The sequence below is a fragment of the uncultured Microbulbifer sp. genome (assembly GCF_947498635.1).
Taxonomy (GTDB): Bacteria; Pseudomonadota; Gammaproteobacteria; order Pseudomonadales; family Cellvibrionaceae; genus Microbulbifer; species Microbulbifer echini.
Map to the genome: position 1 here is coordinate 43,344 of NZ_CANMKV010000016.1, position 24,890 is coordinate 68,233.

22 protein-coding genes are annotated in these 24,890 nt (G+C 50.7%); 12 read left to right on the plus strand and 10 right to left on the minus strand.

Annotated elements, in window-relative coordinates:
- The first annotated feature begins 307 nt into the window (after positions 1 to 307).
- From Q1A69_RS10255 to Q1A69_RS10295, 9 genes are all read left to right on the plus strand, one after another.
- Complete coding sequence (locus Q1A69_RS10255) at positions 308 to 1,939, plus strand: TldD/PmbA family protein (RefSeq protein ID WP_299584868.1); 1,632 nt, start codon at positions 308 to 310, stop codon at positions 1,937 to 1,939.
- A 38-nt stretch (positions 1,940 to 1,977) separates the two neighbouring features.
- Positions 1,978 to 3,309 carry a TldD/PmbA family protein gene (locus tag Q1A69_RS10260; RefSeq protein WP_299584869.1) on the plus strand — a complete coding sequence of 444 codons (1,332 nt, stop codon included), beginning with the start codon at positions 1,978 to 1,980 and terminating at the stop codon, positions 3,307 to 3,309.
- Positions 3,310 to 3,334: 25 nt separating this feature from the next.
- The gene (locus tag Q1A69_RS10265; RefSeq protein WP_299584870.1) at positions 3,335 to 4,966 is read left to right on the plus strand and encodes a TldD/PmbA family protein; all 1,632 of its coding nucleotides are present in this window, start codon (positions 3,335 to 3,337) and stop codon (positions 4,964 to 4,966) included.
- 211 nt (positions 4,967 to 5,177) lie between these two features.
- Positions 5,178 to 5,903 (plus strand): DUF4159 domain-containing protein, encoded by a 726-nt coding sequence (locus tag Q1A69_RS10270; protein WP_299584871.1) that lies wholly within the window; start codon positions 5,178 to 5,180, stop codon positions 5,901 to 5,903.
- A gap of 2 nt (positions 5,904 to 5,905) precedes the next feature.
- Positions 5,906 to 6,916 carry a MoxR family ATPase gene (locus tag Q1A69_RS10275; RefSeq protein ID WP_299584872.1) on the plus strand — a complete coding sequence of 337 codons (1,011 nt, stop codon included), beginning with the start codon at positions 5,906 to 5,908 and terminating at the stop codon, positions 6,914 to 6,916.
- A 5-nt stretch (positions 6,917 to 6,921) separates the two neighbouring features.
- Positions 6,922 to 7,824, plus strand: a complete 903-nt coding sequence (locus tag Q1A69_RS10280; protein ID WP_299584873.1) for a DUF58 domain-containing protein — start codon at positions 6,922 to 6,924, stop codon at positions 7,822 to 7,824.
- 1 nt (position 7,825) lies between these two features.
- A complete protein-coding gene (locus Q1A69_RS10285) occupies positions 7,826 to 9,016 on the plus strand; it encodes a BatA domain-containing protein (protein ID WP_299584874.1) in 1,191 nt (396 codons plus the stop codon).
- Positions 9,009 to 11,243: a hypothetical protein gene (locus Q1A69_RS10290; RefSeq protein ID WP_299584875.1), complete on the plus strand. Its 2,235-nt coding sequence runs from the start codon at positions 9,009 to 9,011 to the stop codon at positions 11,241 to 11,243. The genes Q1A69_RS10285 and Q1A69_RS10290 overlap by 8 nt, the downstream gene beginning before the upstream one ends.
- A 2-nt stretch (positions 11,244 to 11,245) precedes the next feature.
- Entirely contained in the window at positions 11,246 to 12,937 is a 1,692-nt protein-coding gene (locus Q1A69_RS10295) for a hypothetical protein (RefSeq protein WP_299584876.1), read from the plus strand.
- Here the strand turns inward: Q1A69_RS10295 and Q1A69_RS10300 are convergent.
- Entirely contained in the window at positions 12,929 to 13,489 is a 561-nt protein-coding gene (locus Q1A69_RS10300) for a lipocalin family protein (RefSeq protein WP_299584877.1), read from the minus strand. The two genes, Q1A69_RS10295 and Q1A69_RS10300, sit on opposite strands and share 9 nt — an antisense overlap.
- A gap of 183 nt (positions 13,490 to 13,672) precedes the next feature.
- Entirely contained in the window at positions 13,673 to 14,449 is a 777-nt protein-coding gene (locus Q1A69_RS10305) for a ferredoxin--NADP reductase (RefSeq protein WP_299584878.1), read from the minus strand.
- A 124-nt stretch (positions 14,450 to 14,573) separates the two neighbouring features.
- Between Q1A69_RS10305 and Q1A69_RS10310 the strand changes: the two genes are divergently transcribed.
- From Q1A69_RS10310 to Q1A69_RS10320, 3 genes are all read left to right on the plus strand, one after another.
- Positions 14,574 to 15,455 carry a LysR family transcriptional regulator gene (locus Q1A69_RS10310; RefSeq protein WP_299584879.1) on the plus strand — a complete coding sequence of 294 codons (882 nt, stop codon included), beginning with the start codon at positions 14,574 to 14,576 and terminating at the stop codon, positions 15,453 to 15,455.
- Between the two features lie 273 nt (positions 15,456 to 15,728).
- The gene (locus Q1A69_RS10315) at positions 15,729 to 16,163 is read left to right on the plus strand and encodes a hypothetical protein (protein WP_299584880.1); all 435 of its coding nucleotides are present in this window, start codon (positions 15,729 to 15,731) and stop codon (positions 16,161 to 16,163) included.
- Between the two features lie 88 nt (positions 16,164 to 16,251).
- A complete protein-coding gene (locus Q1A69_RS10320) occupies positions 16,252 to 16,650 on the plus strand; it encodes a hypothetical protein (RefSeq protein ID WP_299584881.1) in 399 nt (132 codons plus the stop codon).
- Between the two features lie 62 nt (positions 16,651 to 16,712).
- On the opposite strand, the gene Q1A69_RS10325 is transcribed toward Q1A69_RS10320, so the two are convergent.
- From Q1A69_RS10325 to Q1A69_RS10360, 8 genes are read right to left on the minus strand one after another with little or no spacing between them, the layout of a single operon-like run.
- A complete protein-coding gene (locus Q1A69_RS10325; RefSeq protein WP_299584883.1) occupies positions 16,713 to 17,246 on the minus strand; it encodes an acyloxyacyl hydrolase in 534 nt (177 codons plus the stop codon).
- 36 nt (positions 17,247 to 17,282) lie between these two features.
- Positions 17,283 to 18,509 carry a beta-ketoacyl-ACP synthase gene (locus Q1A69_RS10330; RefSeq protein ID WP_299584884.1) on the minus strand — a complete coding sequence of 409 codons (1,227 nt, stop codon included), beginning with the start codon at positions 18,507 to 18,509 and terminating at the stop codon, positions 17,283 to 17,285.
- Positions 18,509 to 19,237 (minus strand): 3-oxoacyl-ACP reductase FabG, encoded by a 729-nt coding sequence (gene fabG / locus Q1A69_RS10335; protein WP_299584886.1) that lies wholly within the window; start codon positions 19,235 to 19,237, stop codon positions 18,509 to 18,511. Before fabG ends, Q1A69_RS10330 begins: the two co-directional genes overlap by 1 nt.
- A complete protein-coding gene (locus Q1A69_RS10340) occupies positions 19,238 to 19,684 on the minus strand; it encodes a hotdog family protein (protein ID WP_299584888.1) in 447 nt (148 codons plus the stop codon).
- 5 nt (positions 19,685 to 19,689) lie between these two features.
- Positions 19,690 to 20,850, minus strand: a complete 1,161-nt coding sequence (locus Q1A69_RS10345; protein ID WP_299584890.1) for a beta-ketoacyl-[acyl-carrier-protein] synthase family protein — start codon at positions 20,848 to 20,850, stop codon at positions 19,690 to 19,692.
- A gap of 2 nt (positions 20,851 to 20,852) precedes the next feature.
- The gene (locus Q1A69_RS10350; RefSeq protein WP_299584892.1) at positions 20,853 to 21,353 is read right to left on the minus strand and encodes a DUF3261 domain-containing protein; all 501 of its coding nucleotides are present in this window, start codon (positions 21,351 to 21,353) and stop codon (positions 20,853 to 20,855) included.
- Positions 21,354 to 21,388: 35 nt separating this feature from the next.
- Positions 21,389 to 22,618, minus strand: coding sequence for an NAD(P)/FAD-dependent oxidoreductase (locus Q1A69_RS10355; RefSeq protein WP_299584894.1), 1,230 nt, complete (start codon positions 22,616 to 22,618; stop codon positions 21,389 to 21,391).
- Between the two features lie 3 nt (positions 22,619 to 22,621).
- A complete protein-coding gene (locus Q1A69_RS10360) occupies positions 22,622 to 24,886 on the minus strand; it encodes a hypothetical protein (protein ID WP_299584896.1) in 2,265 nt (754 codons plus the stop codon).
- Between the last annotated feature and the right edge of the window lie 4 nt (positions 24,887 to 24,890).

A 24,890-nucleotide genomic window follows, 5' to 3' on the forward strand; every position in this document is an offset into this window, starting at 1 on the left:
CCATGTACCGCAGTGGTAAGTTACGCATAGAGCCCCCTTTCCCACAGGTACGCGAGCGCGCAGCTCTCTGAATAGGGCCCCTCCTACCGTCGAGCCCCGTTGCTCTGCCTGCGCCAGCTTATCAATTTGCCCTCACTAGACCTCACTTTACCGAGCGCGGACTTTACAAGTGCACAAGGCTCCTGTTACTTGTGTTGCCTGATTCTGTGAACCCATGCGCCGGACAAGTACTCGACAATAGCCGGCACGATAACAATAAACAGCCCCCCCAGCGCATTCTTACGCACTGGCGGAACAAAGGTAGCCAATGGAAAGAAGAAAATTCCTCAAGATCGCCGGCGTCGGCTCCAGTGGTCTTTTACTGCCACTACAAGGCGTGCAAGTCAGTGCAGAACAGTTGCTCAACGAGGGCATGCACAGTTCTCACAAGCGGCACTTGGCGGACGTGGTTCTAAATACGGCGCGCAAGGCCGGTGCCAGCTATACCGATGTGCGTATCGGCCGCTATCTCAATCAATACGTGATGACTCGCGAAACCAACGTTGAGAATATCGTCAATACCGAATCCCTCGGCGCCGGTATCCGCGTCATTGCCAATGGCACCTGGGGATTCGCCGCGACAAATGACCTGACTGCCGATGGCGTCGCCCGCGCCGCGCGCCAGGCCGTTGCCGTAGCCAAGGCCAACGCCAAATACCAGACCGAGCCCGTGCGCCTGGCGCCGGTGAAAGGTATTGGCGAGGTCTCCTGGCAGACTCCGATTCAGAAAAATGCCCTGCAAGTGCCGATCAGCGAAAAAGTCGATTTTCTGATGGATGTGAACAACGGTGCGCTCAAGGCCGGTGCCAGCTATATCCAATCGTCCCTGTACCTGGTGAATGAGCAGAAATACTTTGCTTCCAGCGATGGTTCCTATATCGATCAGGATATCCACCGTCTGTGGGCACCGATGCAGGTAACGGCCGTAGACAAGAAAAGCGGCGTCTTTAAAACCCGCAATGGCCTGAGTGATCCGGTGGGTAGAGGTTATGAATACCTGGCCGGGCACAAGAAAGACAAAATCCGCGGTCAGACCACGCTCTACAAAGCCTCCTACGATATGGCCGAGGATGCGATGTTGGCCGCCGAGCAGGCCAAGGCCAAGTTATCCGCCAAGTCGATCGATCCGGGCAAGTACGACCTGGTACTGGAGCCCTCGCATCTGTGCCTGACCATCCATGAGTCTGTTGGCCACCCACTGGAGCTGGATCGCGTCCTCGGGTATGAAGCCAACTACGCCGGCACTTCTTTCGCCACCTTGGATAAATGGCGCAGTGGCAAATTCCAATACGGTAGTGACAAGGTCACTCTATTCGCCGACAAAGTACAGCCGGGCTCCCTCGGCGCTGTCGCCTACGATGATGAGGGGGTAAAAACCAAGCGCTGGGATCTTGTAAAAGACGGCGTGCTGGTGAACTACCAAGCCACCCGCGACCAGGTACATATGATCGACCAAAAAGAATCCCACGGCTGCAGCTATGGGGATAGCTGGTCCAGTGTGCAATTCCAGCGCATGCCCAATGTCTCCCTGGCACCGGGCGAGGAAAAATACTCGGCCAAAGATATGATCCGCGATGTGGAGAAGGGGATTTATATCGTCGGGCGCGGCTCCTACTCCATCGACCAACAGCGCTACAACTTCCAGTTCGGTGGGCAGTTGTTTTACGAGATCAAAAACGGCGAAATTGTCGGCCAGGTTGAGGACGTCGCCTACCAGTCCAACACCCAGGAATTCTGGAACGCCTGCTCCGCCATTTGCGACAGCAGTGACTACCGCTTGGGGGGTACCTTTTTTGACGGCAAGGGTCAGCCCAGCCAGGTGAGTGCGGTATCCCACGGTTGTTCCACCACCCGTTTCGACAAAATCAACGTAATCAATACCAAGCGTAAAATTTCCTGAGCGGCTGCGCACAAGAATAAGTAATTGGAGAAAAAATTATGGCAATTCTAAGTAGAAGTGAAGCGAAGCGTATTCTCGACAAGGTATTAAAATTCAGCCGCGCCAATGAAGCCAGCGCGCAGCTAGCCGGCAGCGAAACCGGCAATATTCGCTACGCGCGCAACAGCGTTTCCACCAGCGGTATCGTCAACGATATCGAGTTGGCCGTCGAAGCCCGTTATGGCAAGAAATCCGGCGTGGCCACCATCAACGAATTCAGCGATGCGTCCCTGGAAAAAGTGATGCGCCGTGCAGAGGAACTGGCCAAGCTCTCCCCCGAAAATCCGGAAGCCATGCCTACGCTGGGTGCTCAGAAGTATGTGAGTGTGGATGGCTATGCCAAGTCTACGGCCGATATCACTCCGGACCAGCGCGCCAAGGCCGCAGCCGATTCCATCATTGCAGCAAAAGAAAAGAAGGTGGTCGCTGCCGGCTACCTGGAAGATGAGCGCGCCTTTGCCGCCGTCGCCACCAGCAAAGGGCTGTTCGGCTACCACGCTTCCACGTCCGCCAACTTCACCGTCACCATGCGTACAGAAGATGGCCTGGGTTCCGGCTGGGCCGAAAGCGATGTCACCGACTTCGGCACGATGAATACCGGCAGTACTTCCTCCGTAGCGATCGACAAGGCCGTACTGTCCCAGGAAGCCCGCGCCCTGGAGCCGGGCAAGTACACCGTCATCCTGGAACCCAATGCGGTCTCTGGCCTGGTGGGTTATATGATGAGTGGTTTCGACGCGCGCAACGCCGATGAAGGCCGCAGCTTTATGAGTAAAAAAGGCGGTGGCAACCGCATTGGCGAGAAGATGTTCGACAAGCGCGTACACTTCTACTCCGACCCCGCCGATCTCAATGTGCCCGCACAGCCCTGGGCCGACAATGACTTTATGCGGCTGGAACGCACCGACTGGATCAAAGACGGTGTCGTGAAAAACCTGGCGCGCAACCGCTATTGGGCGGAACAAAGTAAAGGTGAGGTAGTGCCAGAACCCAACAACCTGATTATGGTTGGCGGCGACAAATCTACCGAGGAACTGATTAAGAACACCCGCCGCGGCATCCTGGTAAGTCGCACCTGGTATATCCGTATGGTCGACCCACAGTCCATGCTGCTCACCGGTCTCACCCGCGATGGCACCTTCTATATCGAAAACGGCAAAATCAAATACCCCGTGAAGAACTTCCGCTTCAACGAAAGCCCGGTGATCATGCTCAACAATATCGAGGATATGGGCATCCCCCAGCGTGTCGGTATGTGGGGCATGTCCGCCATGATCCCCGCACTGAAAGTCCGCGACTTTACCTTCAGCAGCCTTTCCGACGCCGTATAACAGCCGCCCTATTGAGGATGATGAAATGGACAGAAGAAAATTTCTCCAGCTCAGCGGTGCCGGCTTAGGTGTGTCCATGTTGCCGCTATCCGGCAACCTGGTGGCCGAGAGCAAACTCACCCAAAGTGGTATCGATCTCGCCGTTAAAAAAGAATTTGCCGATGTGGCCCTGAATACGGCCACTAAACTCGGCGCCACTTATGCCGATGTGCGCATTGGCCGCTACCTGAATCAATACGTGGTCACCCGTGAGATGAAGGTTCAGGATGTGGTGAATACCGAATCCATCGGTATGGGGATTCGTGTAATCGCCAATGGCACCTGGGGTTTTGCCGCCACCAACGACCTGACGCCCGATGGCGTCGCCCGCGCCACCCGCCAGGCAGTCGCCACCGCCAAGGCCAACTCCAAGTACCAGCAGGAGCCAGTACAGCTGGCTCCGGTAAAAGGCCACGGCGAGGTGAGCTGGCAAACACCCATCCAGAAAAACGCTATGCAGATCCCCCTGGCAGACAAAGTGGATCTGTTGATGGATGTGAACAAGTCCGCCCTCGATGCCGGCGCCAGCTATATCAACTCCATGTTGTACCTGGTGAATGAGCAAAAGTATTTTGCCTCTACCGACGGCTCCTATATCGAACAGGATGTTCACCGTTTGTGGGCGCCCTTCTCGGTTACAGCAGTGGACAAGAAAACCGGCGGCTTCCGCACCCGTCAGGGCCTCAGCCAGCCGGTCGGACGTGGCTTTGAATACCTGGATGGCCGCGCCGAAGACAAGATCCAAGCGCAGACGGTGCTCTATCGCGATTCCTACGATATGGCCGAAGACGCACGCCTGGCGGCGCAACAAGCCAAGGAAAAGCTCACGGCCAAATCGGTCAAACCGGGCAAGTACGACCTGGTGCTGGACCCAAGCCACCTGTGGCTCACCATCCATGAATCCGTCGGCCATCCACTGGAGCTGGACCGCGTACTCGGCTACGAGGCCAACTTTGCCGGTACCTCTTTCGCCACTATCGATAAATGGCGCAGTGGCAAATTCCAATACGGCAGCGACAAGGTCAATCTGTTTGCCGATAAGGTACAGCCCGGTTCACTCGGTGCCGTCGGCTACGACGATGAAGGCGTGAAGACCGGCAACTGGGATCTGGTAAAAGACGGTGTGCTGGTGAACTACCAGGCCACTCGCGATCAGGTACATATGCTGGGGCAAAAGAAATCCCACGGCTGCTGCTACGCCGACAGTTGGTCCAGTGTGCAATTCCAGCGCATGTCCAACGTTTCGCTGTTACCCGGCAAGGAAGAGCTGAGCGTCGACGATATGATCAAGGATGTGGAAAAAGGCATTTATATTGTGGGTGCCGGTTCCTTCTCCATCGATCAGCAGCGCTACAACTTCCAGTTTGGTGGACAGCTGTTCTACGAGATTGAAGACGGCAAGATTACCGGCATGGTGGAGGACGTCGCCTACCAGTCCAACACCCAGGAATTCTGGAATGCCTGCTCGCAGGTCTGCGACAAGCGCGACTATCGCCTGGGCGGCTCCTTCTTTGATGGTAAAGGCCAGCCGATGCAAACCAGTGCGGTATCCCACGGTAGTTCCACCGCACGTTTCGACGGTATCAATGTGATCAATACCAAGCGCAGACTGGGCTAGCCATTGATCCAGGCGGGAGCTGGCCAGCAAACCAATCAGCTCCCAGCATTGAAATAAATGGGTAGAAGGAAAGAAGGTGCTCCGTTCGAGACCGTATGAGGCATGGATGCCGATTACGAGCGTACAGGGATGTATTTACAGCGTGTCTCGAACGGAGCACCTTCTTTCCTTTGCACTCAACAATAAACCAACGCAGTAACCGAGTTATCCCGTGTCCCTCACCCGTAAGGCTTTTCTCCAGCGCCTGATCCTGGGTGGCTGCGCCGCAGCGCTGCCGCTGGGCACACGCGCACAAAATACCGCACCGGCTAGTCCGCAGGAGCACTACGATTTTTATTTCACCCGCTTGATGTACGAGTCCGGTGACTGGGATGTGGATCAGCGCATGCCCTCCAACCTGCTCAATTCACTGGTGGAGTACACCAATCTGAGGGTTGATCCTAAAGAGCACATAGTGCCGCTGGCCGATAAGAAAATGCTGCTGGCGCCTTTCTGCTACCTGGCCGGACACAAGCTGGTGCAGTTCAGCACGGAAGAGGCAAAGAATTTTCGCGACTACGTCAATCGCGGCGGCTTTGTATTTGTCGACGACTGCAACCACGATATCGACGGCCTCTTTGCCAAATCCTTCGAAGCACAAATGGCCAAGTTGTTTGGCGAAGACTACCTGCAAAAACTCCCGGACGATCACGATCTCTACCGCTGTTTCTTTCAATTCGATGAATTGCCGGTAACCAGTTTTGAATTAAATGGCTGGGGGGACGATCTGGTACACGACTACCTGAAAGCCATTGTTGTTAACGGCCGCATCGCCGTGCTCTACAGCAACAAGGATTTCGGTTGCGAGTGGGACTACGACTACCGCAACAAGCGCTGGCTCGCCATCGACAATACAAAATTTGCGGTGAACATTGTTATTTACGCACTGACGAGCTGATTATGCTGACTACCTTGGAAAATAGTATCGAACAACAATTGCACAACCTCGACAATCTGCAACAGGAAATTGCGCGGGTGATTGTCGGCCAGAAACCCGTGGTGGAGCAGATGCTCATCTGCCTGTTGGCCGGGGGACACGCCCTACTCGAAGGGGTGCCGGGGCTCGGTAAAACCCTGCTGGTAAAAACCCTCGCCGATGCCAGTGCACTGGATTTCAAGCGGGTGCAGTTCACCCCGGATTTAATGCCGGGCGATATTCTCGGCAGTGAGATCCTCGAAGAGGACCACAGCTCCGGCAAGCGCTTTTTTAAATTCCAGCGCGGCCCGATATTTACCAATATCCTGCTCGCCGATGAAATTAACCGCACCCCCCCAAAAACCCAGGCCGCTCTGCTGGAATCCATGCAGGAGGGCTCGGTCACCGTGAGTGGCAAAACCCTGGCCTTGCCCGATCCCTATTTCGTACTGGCCACACAGAACCCCATCGAGCAGGCCGGCACCTATCCACTGCCGGAAGCTCAGCTGGACCGCTTCCTGCTGAATATTCATATCGACTATCCCGATGAACAGGATGAAGTGGAAATCCTGCGCTCGACCACCGGCGTCGCCAGGATCAAACCCAGCCCCAGCCTAGATGCCGAGCAACTGCGCGAGATGCAAAAGCTGGTGCGGGAAATTCATGTGAGCGACGACCTCTACCGTTACGCAGCAGCACTGGTGCGCGCGACCCGTATTGAAACCAATCGCAGCGATGCCCTTCAGCAAACCCTGCAACAGTGGATCAAGTGGGGCGCCGGCCCCCGCGCGGGCCAGGCACTGATCCTCGCCGCCAAGGCCCGCGCGCTGTTACAGCGGCGCCTCGCAATAACCCGTGAGGATATCCGCAGCCTGTTACTACCGGTACTGCGCCACCGGGTTCTGCTGAGCTTTCAGGCCCAGGCCGATGGTGTGCAGATGCCACAGCTGATCGATGAATTATTGGCGACAGTGCCGGAACCGGGCCGGGACTGATCAACGTGGAATACCTGTCCCCCAAAATCCTCGCCAGCTGCCGCGATCTCGTGTGGCTGTCGCGGCATGTTGCCGAGGGCGTGATGCTCGGCGTACAACACAGCCAGCGCCGCGGTACCGGATTGGAATTTCACCAGTACCGGGGCTACCAGGCCGGTGACTCTATTCGCCATATCGACTGGAAATTGTTTGCCCGCAGCGATCGCTACTATGTGCGCGAGACAGAGCAGGAGAGCCGCATGCACGTCTGCTTTGTACTCGATACCAGCGCCTCGCTGAGGCAGGCGAGCTTTATAGAACCCAGCCTGAATAAACTGCATTACGCCAAATGCTGGATTGCCAGCCTGTGCTGGCTGCTCAACGCCCAAGGGGACAGCTTTTCCCTGTTGGCCCTAAACAATCGACAGACGGTTTATGTACCCGAAGGCCAGGGCGAGAGTCACCAGCGCCAGATCGCCCTGCAATTGCAGCAGCTGACTGCCTCTAACCACTGGCCGGATCAATCCCAACTGGCTCCGCTATGGCAGTACTTCGAGCGCCCCTGCCAGGTGGTTTTGCTGAGTGATTTTTTTGAACAGGACAATGAGATCAGCCATTTCGCCGCACGCCTGCACGCCGCCGGCCGCCCCTGCCTGCCGCTGCAATTGTTGATCGAAGCGGAACAGACTTTCCCCTTTGAGGGTGAGCTGAAGTTACTCAACCCGGAAACCAACTCCAGTACCCCAGCAGCTTTGGAGGTGGACGCCGAGCGACAGCGCCAATCGTACCTGGATGCTTTTGCCCGAGCGCAGGCCGAGCTCAAAGCGCGCTTCGCCGTACAGGAATGTTTACTGCAGAGCGATCTTATCGAGCAGCCTGTGGAAAAGTCATTGAGCCAATTTATTCAGCTGCACGGCAGGTTGTGCTGAGGTGTTGTGGATAAATAGTGTTTTTCAATCTCCACAGTGGTTGTGGCTTTTTGCCGCCCTGGCGCTTCCCATTGCCATTCATTTGCTGCGACGAAGTAATCCACAGAAAATTTCCTTTGCTGCGCTGCAGTGGGTACAAAGATATTCACAGAGTCGCGCGCGCCGGCCGATTGTGGATAACAAATGGTTGCTGTTGTTGCGCCTGCTCATTGTCGCGTTACTGGCATTTTTACTGGCTCAGCCACTGATAGAGCGGGATATTTATCCCCAGAAAGCAGTGATACTGGTAGACCCCCGGATTGAGGCAAAAGCGGCGAATGCATTTATCCACAACGTCCTGCCACAACTTGCTAGTGCCGATGCCAACATCCTGTGGTTATCCCCAGAAACACATTCTGTAACCTCACCACCACCACAAAATGTCGACCTGTGGAAAACTCTGTCATTATTGTCTGGTCGCGCTGATTTACGTCGGGCCCATATCCTGTTGATAAATAATACATTCCCCACATCCCACAGCGCACTCCGCACCAGTCCCCACTGGCAGTGGCACAGCCTCAAAAAGCCCGTCACTGCACAGAACCCGGTATTACCGAGTATCGCAGTCATGGGCAGTGCGCCCAGTTGGTGGACACCGGTATTGGAAGACTGGCGCAACACCATGCCGGGGTTATCCGTACACATTGTTGAGCAGGAAGAAGCGCTAAATACTCAGCAAGCAGACTGGCTGATTTACGCAGGCCCCGCGCCCCTGCCCCAGGCAGTGGTGGATTTTGTTGCCGACGGTGGCTTGTTGATCACCGACCATAGTATTCAGCCCCCTGATCACCTGAGCTTCGCTAGGGTAGATAAAAGCCCCTCTGTGCAGGCGGCTCCCCTAGAGAGGGGAAGCTGGCTTCGCTACGAAAGCGATTGGCACAGCGCAGCATTTTATCGCGGTGCAAATCTGCCTAAAGACTTATGGCAACAGTGGTCGACGCAGGACTGGCCACTGCAACACCGCAACCGCGGGCTGTGGTCCGGCACAAGTGCTATGGGTTTCCCTGTGGCAGACAGTGCTGTGGAAAACCGCCGACGCCAACCGTTGCAACCCTGGCTGATCACCGCTCTGCTGGTACTGCTGACCCTTGAGCGCCTGATTGCCCTGTCGCGATCTCCACGCAGCAGAACTGGGGAGGTGCACCATGGATAGGGGCCAGCAAACCATCAACGCCATGCGCAGGCGCTGGCAACTGACTGCCCTGCGGCCTTACCTCTGGCTGGGCACAGGTCTCAGCCTGCTGGCCGGATTGGGCATTTTCGTACTCGATTGGCCACAGTGGCTGTTACCTGCCTGGCTTGGGATTATTGTGCTGGCGCTGCTGCTGGATCGCCGCTGGCGCCCCTACGGGGACAGCCTGTGTCGGCAGCTGGATCGGCAATATCCACGGCTGCAAGACAGCAGCCAGCTGCTCAGGCAACGAGAATCCGAGCTCAGCCCTGTACAAAAACTACAGCGGGCGCGTATCGATAAAGAGCTGCGACAATTACTGCAACACCGAGATAAAACGCGCTTCGGTCCACCCCGTCTGCGCAGTTCCCTGGCACACGCCTTTGGTGCCTGCCTGGGTCTTTTACTGTTGGTCCTCAGCGATACTTTTTTCACTGAGGGCAACATTAACAGCTCTCGACAAAACCCCGTTATTGCCGCAACGGAGAAGCTCGCCATAACGCGAGCAGAAAGCCATATTCAACCCCCCGCCTACACCGGCCTTGCCGGCTACCAACAGACCCTACAAGTCGATGCCCCAGAGCAAGCCCAGGTTCACTGGTCTATTGAATTTAATAGGCCGGTAGACGGCCTGACAATGCTGGCCGAAACGCACAACTTTGCCTTTAGCCCGGAGGGGAATATCCCCAGCAAAAAATGGCAGTTACAGCGCACTCTCGATAAGGCAGATTTTTACCAGCTCTCCGTACAAGTCGCGGATACCCTCGAGCTCTTGCCGGAAATTCACAATATCCGTGTGCAAAAAGACAAGGCTCCGGAGTTTGCCTTTACCGCACCGAGCCTGCGTATAGATACGATTTCTGAGAGTAGCAAAAGTATTCCAGTGAAAGTGACGATTAATGATGATTACCAGGTAAGCTCGGCAGACTTACTGGTAACTCTCGCCAGCGGCACCGGGGAGAATTTGCGCTTTCGCGAGGAGCGCATTGCGCTCGCCAGCTTGCCCTCATCCACCTTAACAACAGACCCCTCAACCACTCCGCCCACAACAGACGGCAAAGAAGTTCACTACGATTTCATCCTGCCCATCGACCGTTTTTCCATGGAGGCCGGTGATGAACTCTACTGGTACCTGGAGGCCAGGGATAACCGTGAGCCCAACGCCAATACAGCCAAGAGCCAACACTTTATTCTGCGCTGGCCGCAGGAAGAAATTTTCGGCCTGAGTGACAGCGAGGGTATGGCCATCAAAGTATTGCCGGAGTATTTCCGCAGCCAGCGCCAGCTGATTATTGATACCCAAGCCCTGCTGGTCGAACGCGAGCAATTGGAGCCAGGGGAATTTCGCAAGCGCTCCGAAGGCCTCGCCTATGAGCAGAACCTGCTGCGCATGCGCTACGGACGCTTCCTCGGTGAGGAGGACTCCGAAGCAGAACACCTTGAGGGTGAGGACGAGCAACACTCTGCAGCTGAACACAGCGATACTCGCCACCATTCAGAGCAGAATAAGCACGAGGCACACAGCGAGGAAATTGCCACCCCCTTTGCTCAGCGCGATTCCCACTTCGAGCAGGCAGCACGCATAGCCGCTTCCGCTGGGCACCTGCACGACAGCTCGGAGCATGCCACCCTGTTCGACCCGCAAACCAAGGAGCTGCTGCGCAATGCGCTGAATGCCATGTGGCGTTCCTGGCGCGACCTGTCGGTGATCGAACCCCAGGCCTCCCTACCCCACCAACACCGGGCCCTACGCTTTATCAAGGAAGTGCAGCAGGCCTCGCGTATTTACTTGCAGAGAGTTGGCTTCGAGGCACCGCCTTTAGACGAGGGCCGCCGCCTCAGTGGTGAACGGGAAGCCGTGGCCCCGGAAACCGTGAGTATTGAATTTGAGCAGGCGCAAAGAGCACAGGTGCTCGCGCTGATGGAGCAGGTACACACTGGTGCCAAGCTCGACACCAATCAGGTGAGACAGATAAACAAGCTCGCCACAACACAGGCAGCAGATCTCGGATTAGAGCTTTCAAAACAACTGCGTCTCTACCAGCAAGAGCAAGCCCAACATCCTGAGTGTAGCGACTGTGAACAATCCCTCAATCGGCTGCTCTATCAGCTGCTGCCCACACCCGTAGCCACGCCTTCACTGCCTTTGCAAATTGAAGAAAATAATCATTTCAGCCGTTGGCTGCGCGGGCAAGGAGAGAGCCAGTAGTGATGGAATTAGTGATACCCGGCCTGTGCTTATTGGCCTGTGCCGCTTCCATTTTTCTAATGTGGCGACGCCGCCACGCCAAAGCGCTCGACTACGGTCTGCAGCTGACCATCTGGCTCAGTGCCTGGATACTCTGGCAATCGCCGGCAATCGTTCCAGCCGAGCGCCATATCTCTCTCGATAGCAAAGAGTTGGCGAGCGCACTACCTGTAACTCTTACCGGGGTGGAAAATATCTCCCTCGATGGAATCCCACTCAGCCGCGATGCCTTGCGAGACCTGTCTCCGATGCGCCTGGAACTGTCGGATAACCAGGTTCCCAATGCGGGCTGGGAATTCGACTGGCCGCAAGCAATTACCCTGGGTGATCCTCTGCGATTACAGATTCACAGCGATCAACCATTAGCGGAAAACTTCCGGCTCAGCCTGTTAAATCCCTTCGGCGATATCGAGGAAAGCCTTGAGCTGAAAGCGGGGGAGAGAGTGCAGGCACAACTCAGTGTCACCCCGAAACGTGCTGGCCCCCAGCTCTACCGCGTGCGGATTGAAAGCACTCTCAGTGGCAATCGTTCCGAACCACTGCCAACCCTGGTGCAGGAACCGCGCCAACCCAAGGTGTTAGTGTGGCTTGCACGCCCCTCTTTCGAAACAGCTGCCCTATCCCGCTGGTTGCGCCAGTCCGGCGTAGCGGCACAGGTGATGACCCAGTTGGCACCTGAAATTATAAGAAAGGAGACGCTCAACGGACTGCCAGTTACCGAGCCCGAAGATCTACTTGCCGAGGTGAGCCCCTTCGATTTAGTGATTCTCGATAGCGATTTGTGGCCACAACTTTCTCCCCAGCAGAAGCGTCAACTCCATTCTTTGGCCTCAAAAAAATCTCTCTTGTGGCTGGTGAGCAGCGATCTCTCTGAAGACTATATCCAATACACTGCCACCCAATCCATGCCACTGCAAAGAGTGGGAAATACCGAACCGGATGTAAAAAGCTCGGCCAGCTTTAGCTATCAAAAAACCGGCAACCCAGCCATTCCCTCCTTGCGAACTCCCAGCTTAAAAGTAGCATCGCTGAGCCGCGACGATTTCTTACTGGGCGACCGAGAAGCCCCTCTTTTCTGGGGGCGCTCGAGCGAAGAGCAGCACCTTGGATTTATCCTGTTTAACGACAGCCACCGCTGGCTAACCGGTGGTTTCGCCACAGAATTCGCAAGCCTCTGGAAATCTATTATCGATTACCAACTCAAGCACCTGGGAACACAGCAGGCCATTACCCTTTCCAGTAAATTACCGCGCACGCAGGAGCGTATCACCTTATGCAGCCCACTGTTTTCCGACAGCAGCCCAAATCTGTTGGATACTCGGAATAGGACTCAGCCCATAACCGGCGTCTCTGCAGGTACCAACGCCCAAGGCCCGTGCTACAGTTTCTGGCCGCGCCGTACTGGCTGGCACCAGCTAAAAACGAAAAATGCGAGAGAGCCCGCATTGGATTTTTATATCTTCGCCAAAGAAGACTGGGCCCTCTGGCAACAGTCTCTAAGCGCTGCTGAAACCCTACAGATGACCACCGCACGTCTGGGGCCTATCGATAATGCCCAATCAAGCAAGTTACCAATCGGGCGCCAATGGCCCGCCCTAATTCTGCTGTTACTGGTGTGCTTAAGCTGGTGGCGGGAGCGCACCTTATTACGTTGAGGGTTGCACTGAAGGTTTATTCCCCGGCTGGGCTTCCTGTGCGGGGAAGATCAGCTGGTCTACAGGGAATCCCATCGCCTTGGCTTTTTGTAGAAATTCATCCAAAACTGGCTTGGGCATCGTAGGCGTGCGGGACAATATCCACAGGTAGGATTTATCGTAGCCAGATACCATCGAATATTTATAGTCATCCGACAATGCGATGACGATATAGGATGAATAAAAAGGCCCGAGGAAAGAGACTTTTAAGTGCGCCACATCCTCAGCCCCGACAAATTTTGCCCTCCCCTCCGCCATTTGCCAGGCATCGCGCCCTTTCGAATAACCGGTATTGACGACCGCCACAGAGCCATCGGGGTTGAGGCTATAATCCGCCGTCACCAGGGTGAGGCCCCGTTCAAAGGAGTGGTCCAAACGGGCGATCTCATACCAATGACCTAAGTAGCGCTGCAGCTGAAAATTCTGCACCGGCTCAACCCCTTCCGGTACTCGGGTGCAGGCGCTTAGCAACATAAGTGGAAATAACAGCAAACACATGGAAAGCAGCTTCACTGGCGTCGTCTCCCTTGGGGTAATTCCAATTGGAAAGCTACCCATTGTACAGCCCGAAATTAACCGGGATACAGCGACCTCTCCCCCAAGATCAGGATAGTTTCCGGCCAGTACTTTTCCCCCATAAAAAAACCACCGAAAAGGTGGTTTTTTACAGATCGCAGTTTAGCTATCGGTTCACACTTACTTTTCTACGAAAGCGCGCTCGATCACATACTCGTGAGGCACACCCGCGCGGGTTTCCTTGAACCCCCAGTCATCGAGGATATTCGTGAGGTCTTTCAGCATGGCCGGGCTGCCGCACAGCATAAAGCGGTCTTCCTCGACATTGGGCTTGGGCACACCCAAATCGGCAAAGAGTTTCCCCGACAGCATCAGGTCGGTCAGACGGCCCGTATTGCGGTAGGCCTCACGGGTCACTGTCGGGTAGTAGAGCAACTGTTCACTGACCATTTCGCCGAAGTACTCGTGCTCGGGCAGTTCGTGCTCGATATGCGCCTGATAAGCGAGCTCGGACACATAGCGGACACCATGAGTCAGAATCACTTGGTCAAAGCGCTCGTAGACGGTAGGGTCTTTGATAATGCTCATGAAAGGCGCCAGCCCGGTGCCAGTAGAGAGCAGCCACAGGCGCTTACCCGGCAACAGATGATCCGCAACCAGAGTGCCGGTGGGCTTGCGGCTAACATAGATCTCATCACCCGGCTTGATCTTCTGTAACTGCGAGGTCAAAGGGCCATCGGGTACCTTGATGCTGAAGAATTCCAGCTCATCCTCGTAGTTGGCACTGGCAATGGAATAGGCGCGCAGCAGCGGACGGCCATTGTCCTGCTGCAGACCGATCATCGTAAAATGTCCATTCTCAAAGCGAAAGCCCGAATCCCGGGTGGTCTTGAAGCTGAACAGCGTGTCATTCCAGTGATGGACATCCAACACCTTCTCTATATTCAATTTGGACATAAACTTAGAACCGGTTATTCCGCAAGTCTCTTGATAGTTGAATTTTAGCCCTGGAAGATCTATTGGCAAAGTGGGATATTTCGATATTCCTTATCTATTTTAACGATCAACTGGAGATATCCCCTTGCGCTATACCCTGCGCCAGCTGGAAGTGTTCCTCGCCTGTGCCCATCACGAGAATGTGAGCCGCGCTGCGGAGAGCCTGAGTATGTCGCAGTCCGCCGCCTCCGCCGCCCTCAAGGAGTTCGAGCAACAGTTTGAGCTGCGCCTGTTCGAGCGCACCGGCAAGCGCCTGCGCCTCAACGAATTGGGCCGGCAACTTTGGCCCAGGGCCGAACAGCTGCTGGAGCGCGCAGAGGAGCTAGAGCAGACACTCGCCAGCCACCTCGATCTGGGACGCCTGAAGATTGGCGCCACCCTGACCATTGGCAACTACCTGGCGGCCAGTGTGATGGCCCGCTATATGGAAGAGCAGCCCGGCACGCGCGTAGAGCTGGAGGTTGCCAACACCTCCGCGATCACCGAACGGGTGCTCAACTTTGAATTGGATCTGGGACTGATCGAAGGGGAATTCAATCACCCCGACCTGGAAATGATCCCCTGGCGCAGCGACGAACTCGTCGTATTCTGCGCGCCCGCACACCCCTTGGCCAAGCGCAAACGCCTAACTGATCACGACCTGCTCAAAGCCACCTGGATCACCCGGGAATCCGGCTCCGGCACCCGACAAACGTTTGAACGGGCAATGACTGGCTTACTGCCCAATCTGCATATTCTTTTAGAACTACAGCACACAGAAGCCATAAAACGGGCGGTTGAGACCGGCCTTGGAATCAGCTGTCTATCTAGAGTCTCACTAGCCGATGCTTTGAAAAGGGGCTCACTGATTGAATTGCCTGTCCCCCAAAGAGATTTCCATAGGGAGTTTTACTTTGCATTACACCGACAAAAATATCGCAGCACGGGAATTGAGCGGTGGATGGAGCTCTGTAATACAATTGGATAAATAGATATCATATGTATTAGAAAATCCCAACCTCTAGAATTGTATTGTAGGAAGTACGATGTATCTGAAATAAGTAAATCAGAGGCACCGAAAATTATAATTTATGAATCCCACTTCCGTGAAATTTATCATTGGCCACATTGAAATTAGCGATTAAATTCAATAATGTCGCTATTCCCAACCAAATTAATCTGGTAAATTACGCTAGAAATTTAAACCTGCCAGTCACGGATTTTTTATCAAATTTCCATCCTTTCTTTACTAAGAGGTTATATGAAGAATAGAGGAGTTACAGCTTTATTAATCGGTACTACCCTTAGTATCCCATTAACAGCCCTGGGAAACGAAGCGATTACCATAAATAATAAATCTGAGTATCATGATAAAAAAGTGATTGCACCCAACATAATTAATGAATACTCAAACCTAGGATATCAGTTTTCCAACTCCACCCGTAAGTTTCTTCATAAACATGGATTTTCTGTATTATCAAATCCAGAATTTACCCCTCTTTCTGAAGGTTATAATCTTAAATTGAGCATCCTAAATGCGCACAGCTCTGGAAATACATGGCTTGGTGGACACCGGAAATCCATTTCAATTGAAGCCGAGCTTTATCAAAATGGAAAACTAATCGATAGTTTTCAAAATGCCAGGAATTCTAGGGGGGAGTATTTTCAAAATTTCAAAGTTCTTGCAGCATCCTAGAGCGTTGCGTCCACACACTTGGTAATGACGTTGCCAAGTGGATGAATAAAAAACATGCAATTTAATCTCCGATTAATAAGGAATCATAATGAACACCTTTATCAAAGCCATCTCTTTAGCGACTTTTTCCATAATAATGACAGGTTGCACAAGTAACCCTGTTATGAATATTCAAGATAGGAATATTCCTGATCGACTAGATGGTTCAACCCAAACCCAGGGTTCAGTTAAAAAATCAATTATTGCTGGATGTATACAAAGAAATTGGACTTGTCGAGAAGTGGCCCCAGGAAAAATACACGCGTCAATAAATGTTCGCAAACATCACGCTGAAGCAGAAATTAATTACAATATAAGTAATTACAGTATCACCTACAAAGATAGTGACATGCTTGATTACAATGAAAAATATTACACTATTCACAGAAACTATAATCGCTGGGTTCGAAACTTAAATGATGCGATTATTAAACAGCTTTCAATTTAAAGAGCTGTATTTCCCCAGCAGTCTCAGCTACTGGGGAAATAGCTTATTGAATTTTAAAAACGTTAGATCCTTAAGCCAACATTAATAACGAATGGAATATCTATACCATCATTATCACTAAACAAATTCGCATTAGAAAAGTGCTTCCAAGAAACCATTAACACTAAGTCTTCCTTTCCTCTCCAGTTGATACGCGCAGCATATCCAACTTGTGCCTGAAAAGAAAAGTTATTATCCTGATAGCGATCCCCCAATTGATTACTGGATATATAACTGGGACCAAGTGCCCGCACAAAGAAATAAGGTTGCCCCCAGCTTTTTTTTCGAGGATATAGGCTCAATTGTGGGTAGATGGAAAATGCTTTAATACGTTTATTCTCATTTGCATCAGTAATTACTTCCGTGTAACTGACACCAAAATCAATATGCTGCCGATAACTCTTCTCATAGGTTTTAAAAGAATAGTCTATTCCATAGGTTTTATTATTTTGTTTCGAACCAGGTTGTGGTCCACCACCAACACTCAATAACAATTCATCAGCACCAACCGGCTGAGTAAGGAAAATTATCGAAACTAAAGCCAGTAACCACTTCATTTACTATCCCTAAATTAAAAATCTCTCATCGTATAATTAAACACGTCTTTTAAATATCAGAGAGGTATTGATTCCACCAAAAGCAAAGTTGTTACTCATCACATATTCAGTATCAATATTTTTTACGCTATCCTGAATATAATCCAAATCAGCGCAATCAGTATCCACTTCCGTCAAATTAATGGTGGGATGGAACCAACCACTGCGCATCATCTGGATACTCGCCCAGGCTTCTAAAGCGCCGCAAGCTCCCAGCGTATGGCCTGTATAACTCTTAAGTGAACTGATAGGCACGGCACGTCTAAACGCATTGCGGGTTGCATGGCTTTCCGCAATATCCCCCCGGTCCGTAGCAGTACCGTGCGCACTCACATAGCCAATTTCACCGGTATCGATTCCAGCTTGCGCTATGGCTTGCTCCAAGGCTATTTGCATAGTCGCCGACTGTGGTTGGGTAACATGACTACCATCGGAATTTGTTCCAAAGCCAACGACTTCAGCATAAACTCTGGCTCCACGTGCAATGGCATGCTCATATTCTTCCAAAATAAGCGTGCCCGCTCCTTCACCAATAACCAATCCATCCCGGTTTCGATCAAAGGGTCGCGGAGTAGCTTCGGGGAAATCGTTTTTTGTTGAGGTGGCATAAAGCGTGTCGAAAACTGCCGCCTCCGTTGCACACAATTCCTCTGCACCGCCGGCAACCATGATGGTTTGGCTACCATTACGAATCGCCTCGTAAGCATATCCAATTCCCTGACTTCCAGAAGTACAAGCGGAACTGGTGGTATAAACTCGGCCACACAGGCCAAAAAATACCCCGATATTAACCGCAGCAGTATGGGACATCATTTTTATATAGCTGGTCGCATTTAGGCCATCGGTGCGATGATTTATCAGCATATTGCCAAAATCGGCGATAGCAGAAGGAGTACCCGCAGATGATCCATAGGCCACCCCGACGGCACCACTCTTGAGAATCGGGTCATCTAACAGGCCTGCATCCTCAAGAGCTATTTCACTAGCCCGAACCGCCATCAGTGAAACTCGACCCATGCTGCGAACACGCTTGCGATTGTAATGGCCCGGTTTTTCAAAATACTTTACCGGAGCGCCAAGACGGGTTTCAAGCCCCTCATACTTATCCCAGTCGTTCATATAAGAAATTCCGGAGAGACCGCCCACTAAAGCTTGACTAACCGATTCCCAACCCTGGCCGATAGGAGATATGCCGGCCATCCCTGTAACAACTACACGCTTCATTAGCAGAGACCACCATTTACAGAAATAACTTGACGGGTAATATAAGCAGCTCGCTCATGCATCAGAAATGCTACTGTTGATGCCACTTCTTCCGGTTTGCCCATTCGGCGAGCAGGTACCATTTTTAAAATTTCTTCAACCGGCAAGTCATCATCGAGCATATCCGTATCAATAAGCCCCGGGGCTACACAATTCACTGTGATTTTTCGCTTCGCCAGCTCCAATGCAAGTGCCTTGCTCGCTCCTATCAGTCCAGCTTTGGAGGCCGAGTAATTTACCTGGCCGCGATTTCCTGCGATTCCGGATACCGAGGTCATCACAACAATACGACCAGGTGCACGGCGTCGAACCATCGGCATCGTCAGGGGATGTAATACATTGTAAAAACCATCCAGATTGGTGTGTACAACAGAATCCCAATCTTCCGCAGGCATAGCAGGGAAAGCATTATCAGCCGTTACACCTGCATTGCACACAATCCCATAATAACAGCCGTGAGATTCAACATCTTCCAGCAAGATATTTTTGGCCCGCTTCCGGTCGGAAATATCAAACTGGAGAATTCTGCTGTTGCGCCCTAACTTAGCGATTTCATCTGCAGTCTCTTCCGCTTGATCGCGTCGACTGCGGCAATGTAAAACAATATCGTACCCATCTTCAGCCAGCTGAAGTGCAATTGCCCGGCCAATACCACGGCTTGATCCGGTAACTAAAATCCACTCTGACATTTAGTTTTTTACCCTCAAATATTGTTCTACGTTGTCCGGTTGATAAACATTCAACCGCGCACTTTGCTCTATAGAGGAACCTATTATGGAGCATTCAAATGTTGCCATACCATTTTCAGCTTGTAACAGGCGTGAGACTTCAATCGTCAGCTCTTCGCCACAGCGATAACTCTCTACATTTGATAAAAATTTACGGGTACCCAATAAAAAGCCCAGGCGAATTTCTTCACCTCGCTCTTTGGCGTGGTAGCCGGAAAATGCGGCTATTGACTGGGCCATATACTCGATGCCCACATAGGCGGGAACACGGCCATTGCGGGAGAAAATTCCATCGTCACGAACCCGCAATTTAGCCTCTAGCTGTTCCTCACCGACAGAAATTACTTCATCGAGAAGCGACATCTTTCCACTGTGTGGGACCAGCTCTTCAGCGGTATACTTATGCATCTATCTCACCTCTGGCTGCCCAGAATTACCGAGCAGTTACTCCCACCAAAAGCAAAAGAATTACTCATTACATAGCGTAATTTATTAGGGCTTTTGGTATTCTGAATTAAATTTAACCGCATAATTTCCGGATCATAGTGCCCATCATATTTATGCGGGGGAAGCTGATCATATTGTAGTGCGAGCCAACAAAACACAGCCTCCAGAGCACCAGCAGCACCCAACGTATGCCCAGTTAAGGGTTTCGTAGAAGAACAGGGCAGCTCTTTACCAAACACCCTATCAACTGCCAGAGCCTCCATCGAATCGTTGTGCCGTGTACCCGTTCCATGAAGATTCAGGTAATCGATATCAGCGGTATCTAAACCAGCATTCTCTAGTGCCCCACGCATACAGGCTTCAGCACCGCTCCCTTGTGGGTCCGGTGCCGACATATGATGTGCATCGGAGGTGGCGGCAACACCGGATAAAACTACAGGGCCAGGCTCTTTGCTCATCACAAAAACCACGCCAGCTTCCCCAAGATTAATACCATCTCGATTAACACTAAAGGGATTGGATTGGCCGGCGCTGAGTGCTCCCAGACTGTGGAAACCCCGGATTGTCATACCACAGAGTGAATCCACACCACCAACTACGACGGCATCACAGATATCAGTAGAAAGAAGCCGTCGGGCACTAGCCAGTGCATTGGCACTGGATGAACACGCGGTGGAGACCGTGAGTTGTACCCCTTGAATTCCTAGGTACTTCGCAACAAAACCACTTAAGCCTGCCATTTGTTGCTGAAGCCGGTAATTGTACCCCCTGTCTTTATGACCTCTAAGGTAAGACTCACCAGAATCGATCCCGGAAGTTGATGTTCCCATCACCACCCCGATCCGACTTGCACCATATCTTTTTTTCAAATCACTGATGTCTGCTTCAATTTGAGCGAGTGCGACCATGGCCAGCTGGTTATTTCGGCAGTGATAAAATTGCAGTGAATCCGGTAGATCTGGCAGATCAGCCTGTACAATACCCAAGTTCCCCCGGTATTTTGGTAGCTGGATCTCGTTCGGCTGCATACCTGAACTATCACCGGTAAATAAAGATTTTGCTACCGACTCAACAGTATCTCCTAGAGTACATAGGATACCCATATGATTAAGATAGAAATTTGTCATACTTAGAAATTCCTAATACTTAACCTGTAACCAAATTGCTTATGTTCCAGCTCAATTTGGGCCTCCCAAATATCTTTACTACTGTAGCGCACCTCTGAACTCACTTCGCCATTTTGAGAAAGCCGACGAGTATAAACTTCCCCTACCATGGATTCCTCCAACTCCCAGTCAATAGGCAACTGTTCACGCAGCTGGGTAATCGGCCAGTAGACAAACTGAATGTCTGCGAGCAATTTTTCTGGCGGCAGATTGGCGGCTTTATCAATGTAATAGCGGGTACTGACCTCATTACCATCATAGGCAACATCCAATAAGCTAATGCCTTCTGGACTTAGCAGAGAGATCTTTAGACTCTCGGCAGAAAGCAGGGAAGCTGCTATCACCTCATATTCAGTATTTTGATAGTTAATGCGCAGGTGCTGATTCAGCTGGCGCGGACTTTCAGCTAACAAAGAGGCCAAAGGCCTACTTTTTGGCTCAACTTTTTCCAATTGGGGGGACATACACCCCACTTGGGCAAGAAAGCTAAAAAAAAGTATTATCCAGCGGTACATATTTCTACCAGTGTATTTAGCCTTCGCTCAGCAGCTGCAACAAACGGATTTTTTTTGTCCCATGCATAGCCAGCTAAGATTGAGCAAATCATGCTCTTTATTTCTTTCTGATCAGTCTGGTAAAAAATCACATCCTGAAAACGGCCGTCATACCAGGCCTTTACGTAAGTTTTAAAAACTTCCACACCGAGTTTCAAAGGCTCAACAAACTCTTTATCCCAATCAACCGTCTCACCAGAGAGCTGTCGATGCAGACATTCAGTAGCCAGCTCTGAGGATTTCATTGCAATGGTAACGCCCGATGAAAATACCGGATCCAGAAACTCTCCAGCATTTCCTAAAAGAGCAAAGCCTGGACCGGCCAGCTTAGTAACATCGCTTGAATATCCACGAATACGTTGAATGTTGGTATCAAATTTTGCATTACATAAAGTTTTTTCTAATGCCGGCGCAGAAGCAATGGCGCCTTTCAAGACCTGTTCCGGCTCCTCTCCCCAAACCGCGATCTTTTCTTTCTCACCTACAACACCTATAGAAGCTCGGCCATCGGTAAAAGGAATCAACCAGTACCAAATATCTCGCTCGCTAGGATGCACCGTGATAAGGATTTTATCCCGATCAAAATTACTATCGACGATATTATCTTCAACATGTGTAAACACTGACTCCCGTAAAGGGAATTCAGAAGGGCGATTAAGGTCAAGTAATCTGGGAAGGACTCTTCCAAAACCACTCGCATCCAATACAAAACGAGCATGGAACGCTAGGTTTTCACCCTTGTGTTCTACAATCAATTTTACATCATTTTCACTAATATCAGCTGACACAATAGAATGGCGATAGTAAACCTTTACGCCTTGTCGCTCGGCTTCATCGGCCAGAATTTTGTCAAACTTTGCCCGCGGTACCTGGAAAGCAGTACCACACCCTGGAGTAAATTTCTCACGAAAATCAAATGCAGTGCGAGCACCATCCCATTCAAACGCAGCGCCATTTTTAAATTGGAAACCTGCAGATTTTACGGCTTCCAGCATATCTGCTTTCTCTAGAGATTCCATACATTGTGCCAGTAGGCTCTCGCCGATAGAGAAGCGGGGAAATTCCTCTCGCTCAACAATTGAAACTCTCCAACCTTTTTTAGCCAACAATGCACCAGCGACTGCTCCGGCAGGTCCAGCACCAATAATGACAACATCTGATTTGACTTCCTTCATTGGCTAATACCCTTTACCCCGTGTACAAAAAAATAAAAATGCCAACAATAAAGTTAATATTGTACCTACAGCCAAAACTAACCCAAAATTTGCAATGGCCGGTGTGGCCGATAACGCTAGTAGCCCAAAACCTAAAAGGGTTGTTAGCCCTGCCATAGCAATGGCTATCAAAGTATAATGTTGCTCTTCTTTCTGGCTTGTATGGCTGAATATCGCATAATCAATGCCTATACCAAATACAAGTAAAAGGGCAGCAACATGAAATAAATTGATAGCTGCCCCCTGTAAAATAATTATTGCTAGAGTGCCCAACACTGCACCAGAAGGAAGTGCAACAATACTAACTGCCCGTTTTATTCCTACTTTTATCAAAGTCACAAAAAAAACAACAATAAATATTAATGGCAACAACTGTAACAACTGGTCACGCTGTTGCGCCATAATTTTAGAAAAACGTTTTCTCGTATCAACATAGATAACGCCAGGCATTAATTCCAGTTTCGATATATCTTTCTTTATACCGTAAACACGAACTACAGAGTAACAGTTGTTATTTTCACAACCTAACCATAGTCCCCGGTACTGTCGCCCGGCGACAGATAACCAGTCGGAGAATTTCAGGGTATAAAATGGTTGATTTTTTGAAGCCAACAACTGATCTATTTCCTTTGCTGAATAGCCTAGTTGCTGATAAAAAGATCGGGCGAGCTCTCCCGCATAAAAATTTGATAATAGATTCCAGTCAGACATCTGAACTTCTTTTGGAGGTACTCTGTTGGTTACGCCTTGAAAGCCACTTATAGACTGGCGCTCTACCAAATTAATCAGTTTACTTCGCAAGTGCCATTCACGAGTAAGCACCTGTTGTTCGTCTTCTCCAAAAACTAGGAAGTAGCGTGAGTCGGGTCGTGATTTTATCAACGCATTGAGCTGTTTTTCATCTTGCTCAAGAAATTCAGGTGGTTGGTAAAAAAGTTTCAGATCATCGTTAAATTGTATCTTCAGGAGGGCTGTAGCTCCCAAAAGAAACAATCCCACCAATAAAATAAGATAATACCTGATATCAATATTTGGTAGTCGAGTAAAATAAGATAAAGCTCTAGGAGTTACTCTTATCCATTGAGGAAAGAGTAGGATTACGGTCAACCAAGCACCGATCAATCCACAACCAACAAAAATACCTATCTGTTGTAGTAGTGGAAAAGGGGTTAACGCAAGTGAGAAAAAAGCCAAACAACTTGATATTAGACCTAATAAAAGGCCTGACATTATATCCTTATCTTTTGGTTTCCCTGCCCTTAACCTATTACAGATAAAGTGAAAGGCATAGTCGATTGCCAGCCCAGAAACCGTTGTGCCAAATACAAAAGCCAGTATATGAATCTGTCCAAGAATTATAATAGCGCCAGAGACTCCACTGACTACACCACAGAAAATTGCAAATGATGATGCAATAAGGGGTTTTAGTGATCGGAATACCAAAATACACAAAAGGCAGATGGCAACAACTGAAAGTGAACCAATCAGGCGTATTTCCTTCTGTGCTAAAGCTGCGGCATATTCCGTGTGTAAGGGAGCTCCGGCTACAAACAATGAATATCCATTTTGTTTTGCCCAAAGTTTTAATTCTTGCTGTAAAGAATGAAGTGAAGTCTCGCTATTCCCTGCCAAATTCACCGGAGCAGCAACAGCATACAGCAAGGTAAAAGCTTGTTTTTCCTCTGTATGAACTGGAATACCATCAAAAACTTGCGGAGTAACCTCTAAATCAGACGTAAAATAATTGCTAAAGGTTGAAAAAGGATCATTCGTCAGATTTATACCCGCACCATCAGGGCCGTATAACCGACTCAACTGGCGCTGTAGGATTTCTTCTGGCCAATGGTATAAAAGCTTCCTATCACCGGGACTGAGCAGCTGCTGACGCAGAGGAAAAAGCAGTTCCCACTCTTCTTTATACTTGTCAGAATTCGCCCAGCGGTATTCAACTGAAACCAAGGCTTTACTGGCACTTAGTTTATTTGCCAGTTCTTGGGTGTATCTGGCAAGACTTTGTTCTTTACTCTTATCGGAAACCAAAATCCAAATTATGCTGCTTTGTAATTGCTGGCTGACTTTCTTTTGAATATTCGCACTACTCACCGAATCGCTGCCACTTTCAGCTAACAGTAAAATATCTGTTTGAAGCCAGCCTGGCTGATAGCGCAATACGGTAAGAACCATAAGTGCACTAACAAAGAAAAACCAAATAGTTACTCTAAGTGACATATAA

Bases quoted from the DNA above. Each gene is read 5' to 3' on its own strand.
- Q1A69_RS10315 (WP_299584880.1), top strand. From the start codon at position 15,729: ATGAAGAATAGAGGAGTTACAGCTTTATTAATCGGTACTACCCTTAGT.
- Q1A69_RS10305 (WP_299584878.1), bottom strand. From the start codon at position 14,449: ATGTCCAAATTGAATATAGAGAAGGTGTTGGATGTCCATCACTGGAAT.
- Q1A69_RS10295 (WP_299584876.1), top strand. From the start codon at position 11,246: ATGGAATTAGTGATACCCGGCCTGTGCTTATTGGCCTGTGCCGCTTCC.
- Q1A69_RS10265 (WP_299584870.1), top strand. From the start codon at position 3,335: ATGGACAGAAGAAAATTTCTCCAGCTCAGCGGTGCCGGCTTAGGTGTG.
- Q1A69_RS10350 (WP_299584892.1), bottom strand. From the start codon at position 21,353: ATGTCCCCCCAATTGGAAAAAGTTGAGCCAAAAAGTAGGCCTTTGGCC.
- Q1A69_RS10345 (WP_299584890.1), bottom strand. From the start codon at position 20,850: ATGACAAATTTCTATCTTAATCATATGGGTATCCTATGTACTCTAGGA.
- Q1A69_RS10290 (WP_299584875.1), top strand. From the start codon at position 9,009: ATGGATAGGGGCCAGCAAACCATCAACGCCATGCGCAGGCGCTGGCAA.
- Q1A69_RS10260 (WP_299584869.1), top strand. From the start codon at position 1,978: ATGGCAATTCTAAGTAGAAGTGAAGCGAAGCGTATTCTCGACAAGGTA.
- Q1A69_RS10275 (WP_299584872.1), top strand. From the start codon at position 5,906: ATGCTGACTACCTTGGAAAATAGTATCGAACAACAATTGCACAACCTC.
- Q1A69_RS10320 (WP_299584881.1), top strand. From the start codon at position 16,252: ATGAACACCTTTATCAAAGCCATCTCTTTAGCGACTTTTTCCATAATA.
- fabG (WP_299584886.1), bottom strand. From the start codon at position 19,237: ATGTCAGAGTGGATTTTAGTTACCGGATCAAGCCGTGGTATTGGCCGG.
- Q1A69_RS10340 (WP_299584888.1), bottom strand. From the start codon at position 19,684: ATGCATAAGTATACCGCTGAAGAGCTGGTCCCACACAGTGGAAAGATG.
- Q1A69_RS10330 (WP_299584884.1), bottom strand. From the start codon at position 18,509: ATGAAGCGTGTAGTTGTTACAGGGATGGCCGGCATATCTCCTATCGGC.
- Q1A69_RS10360 (WP_299584896.1), bottom strand. From the start codon at position 24,886: ATGTCACTTAGAGTAACTATTTGGTTTTTCTTTGTTAGTGCACTTATG.
- Q1A69_RS10255 (WP_299584868.1), top strand. From the start codon at position 308: ATGGAAAGAAGAAAATTCCTCAAGATCGCCGGCGTCGGCTCCAGTGGT.
- Q1A69_RS10355 (WP_299584894.1), bottom strand. From the start codon at position 22,618: ATGAAGGAAGTCAAATCAGATGTTGTCATTATTGGTGCTGGACCTGCC.
- Q1A69_RS10325 (WP_299584883.1), bottom strand. From the start codon at position 17,246: ATGAAGTGGTTACTGGCTTTAGTTTCGATAATTTTCCTTACTCAGCCG.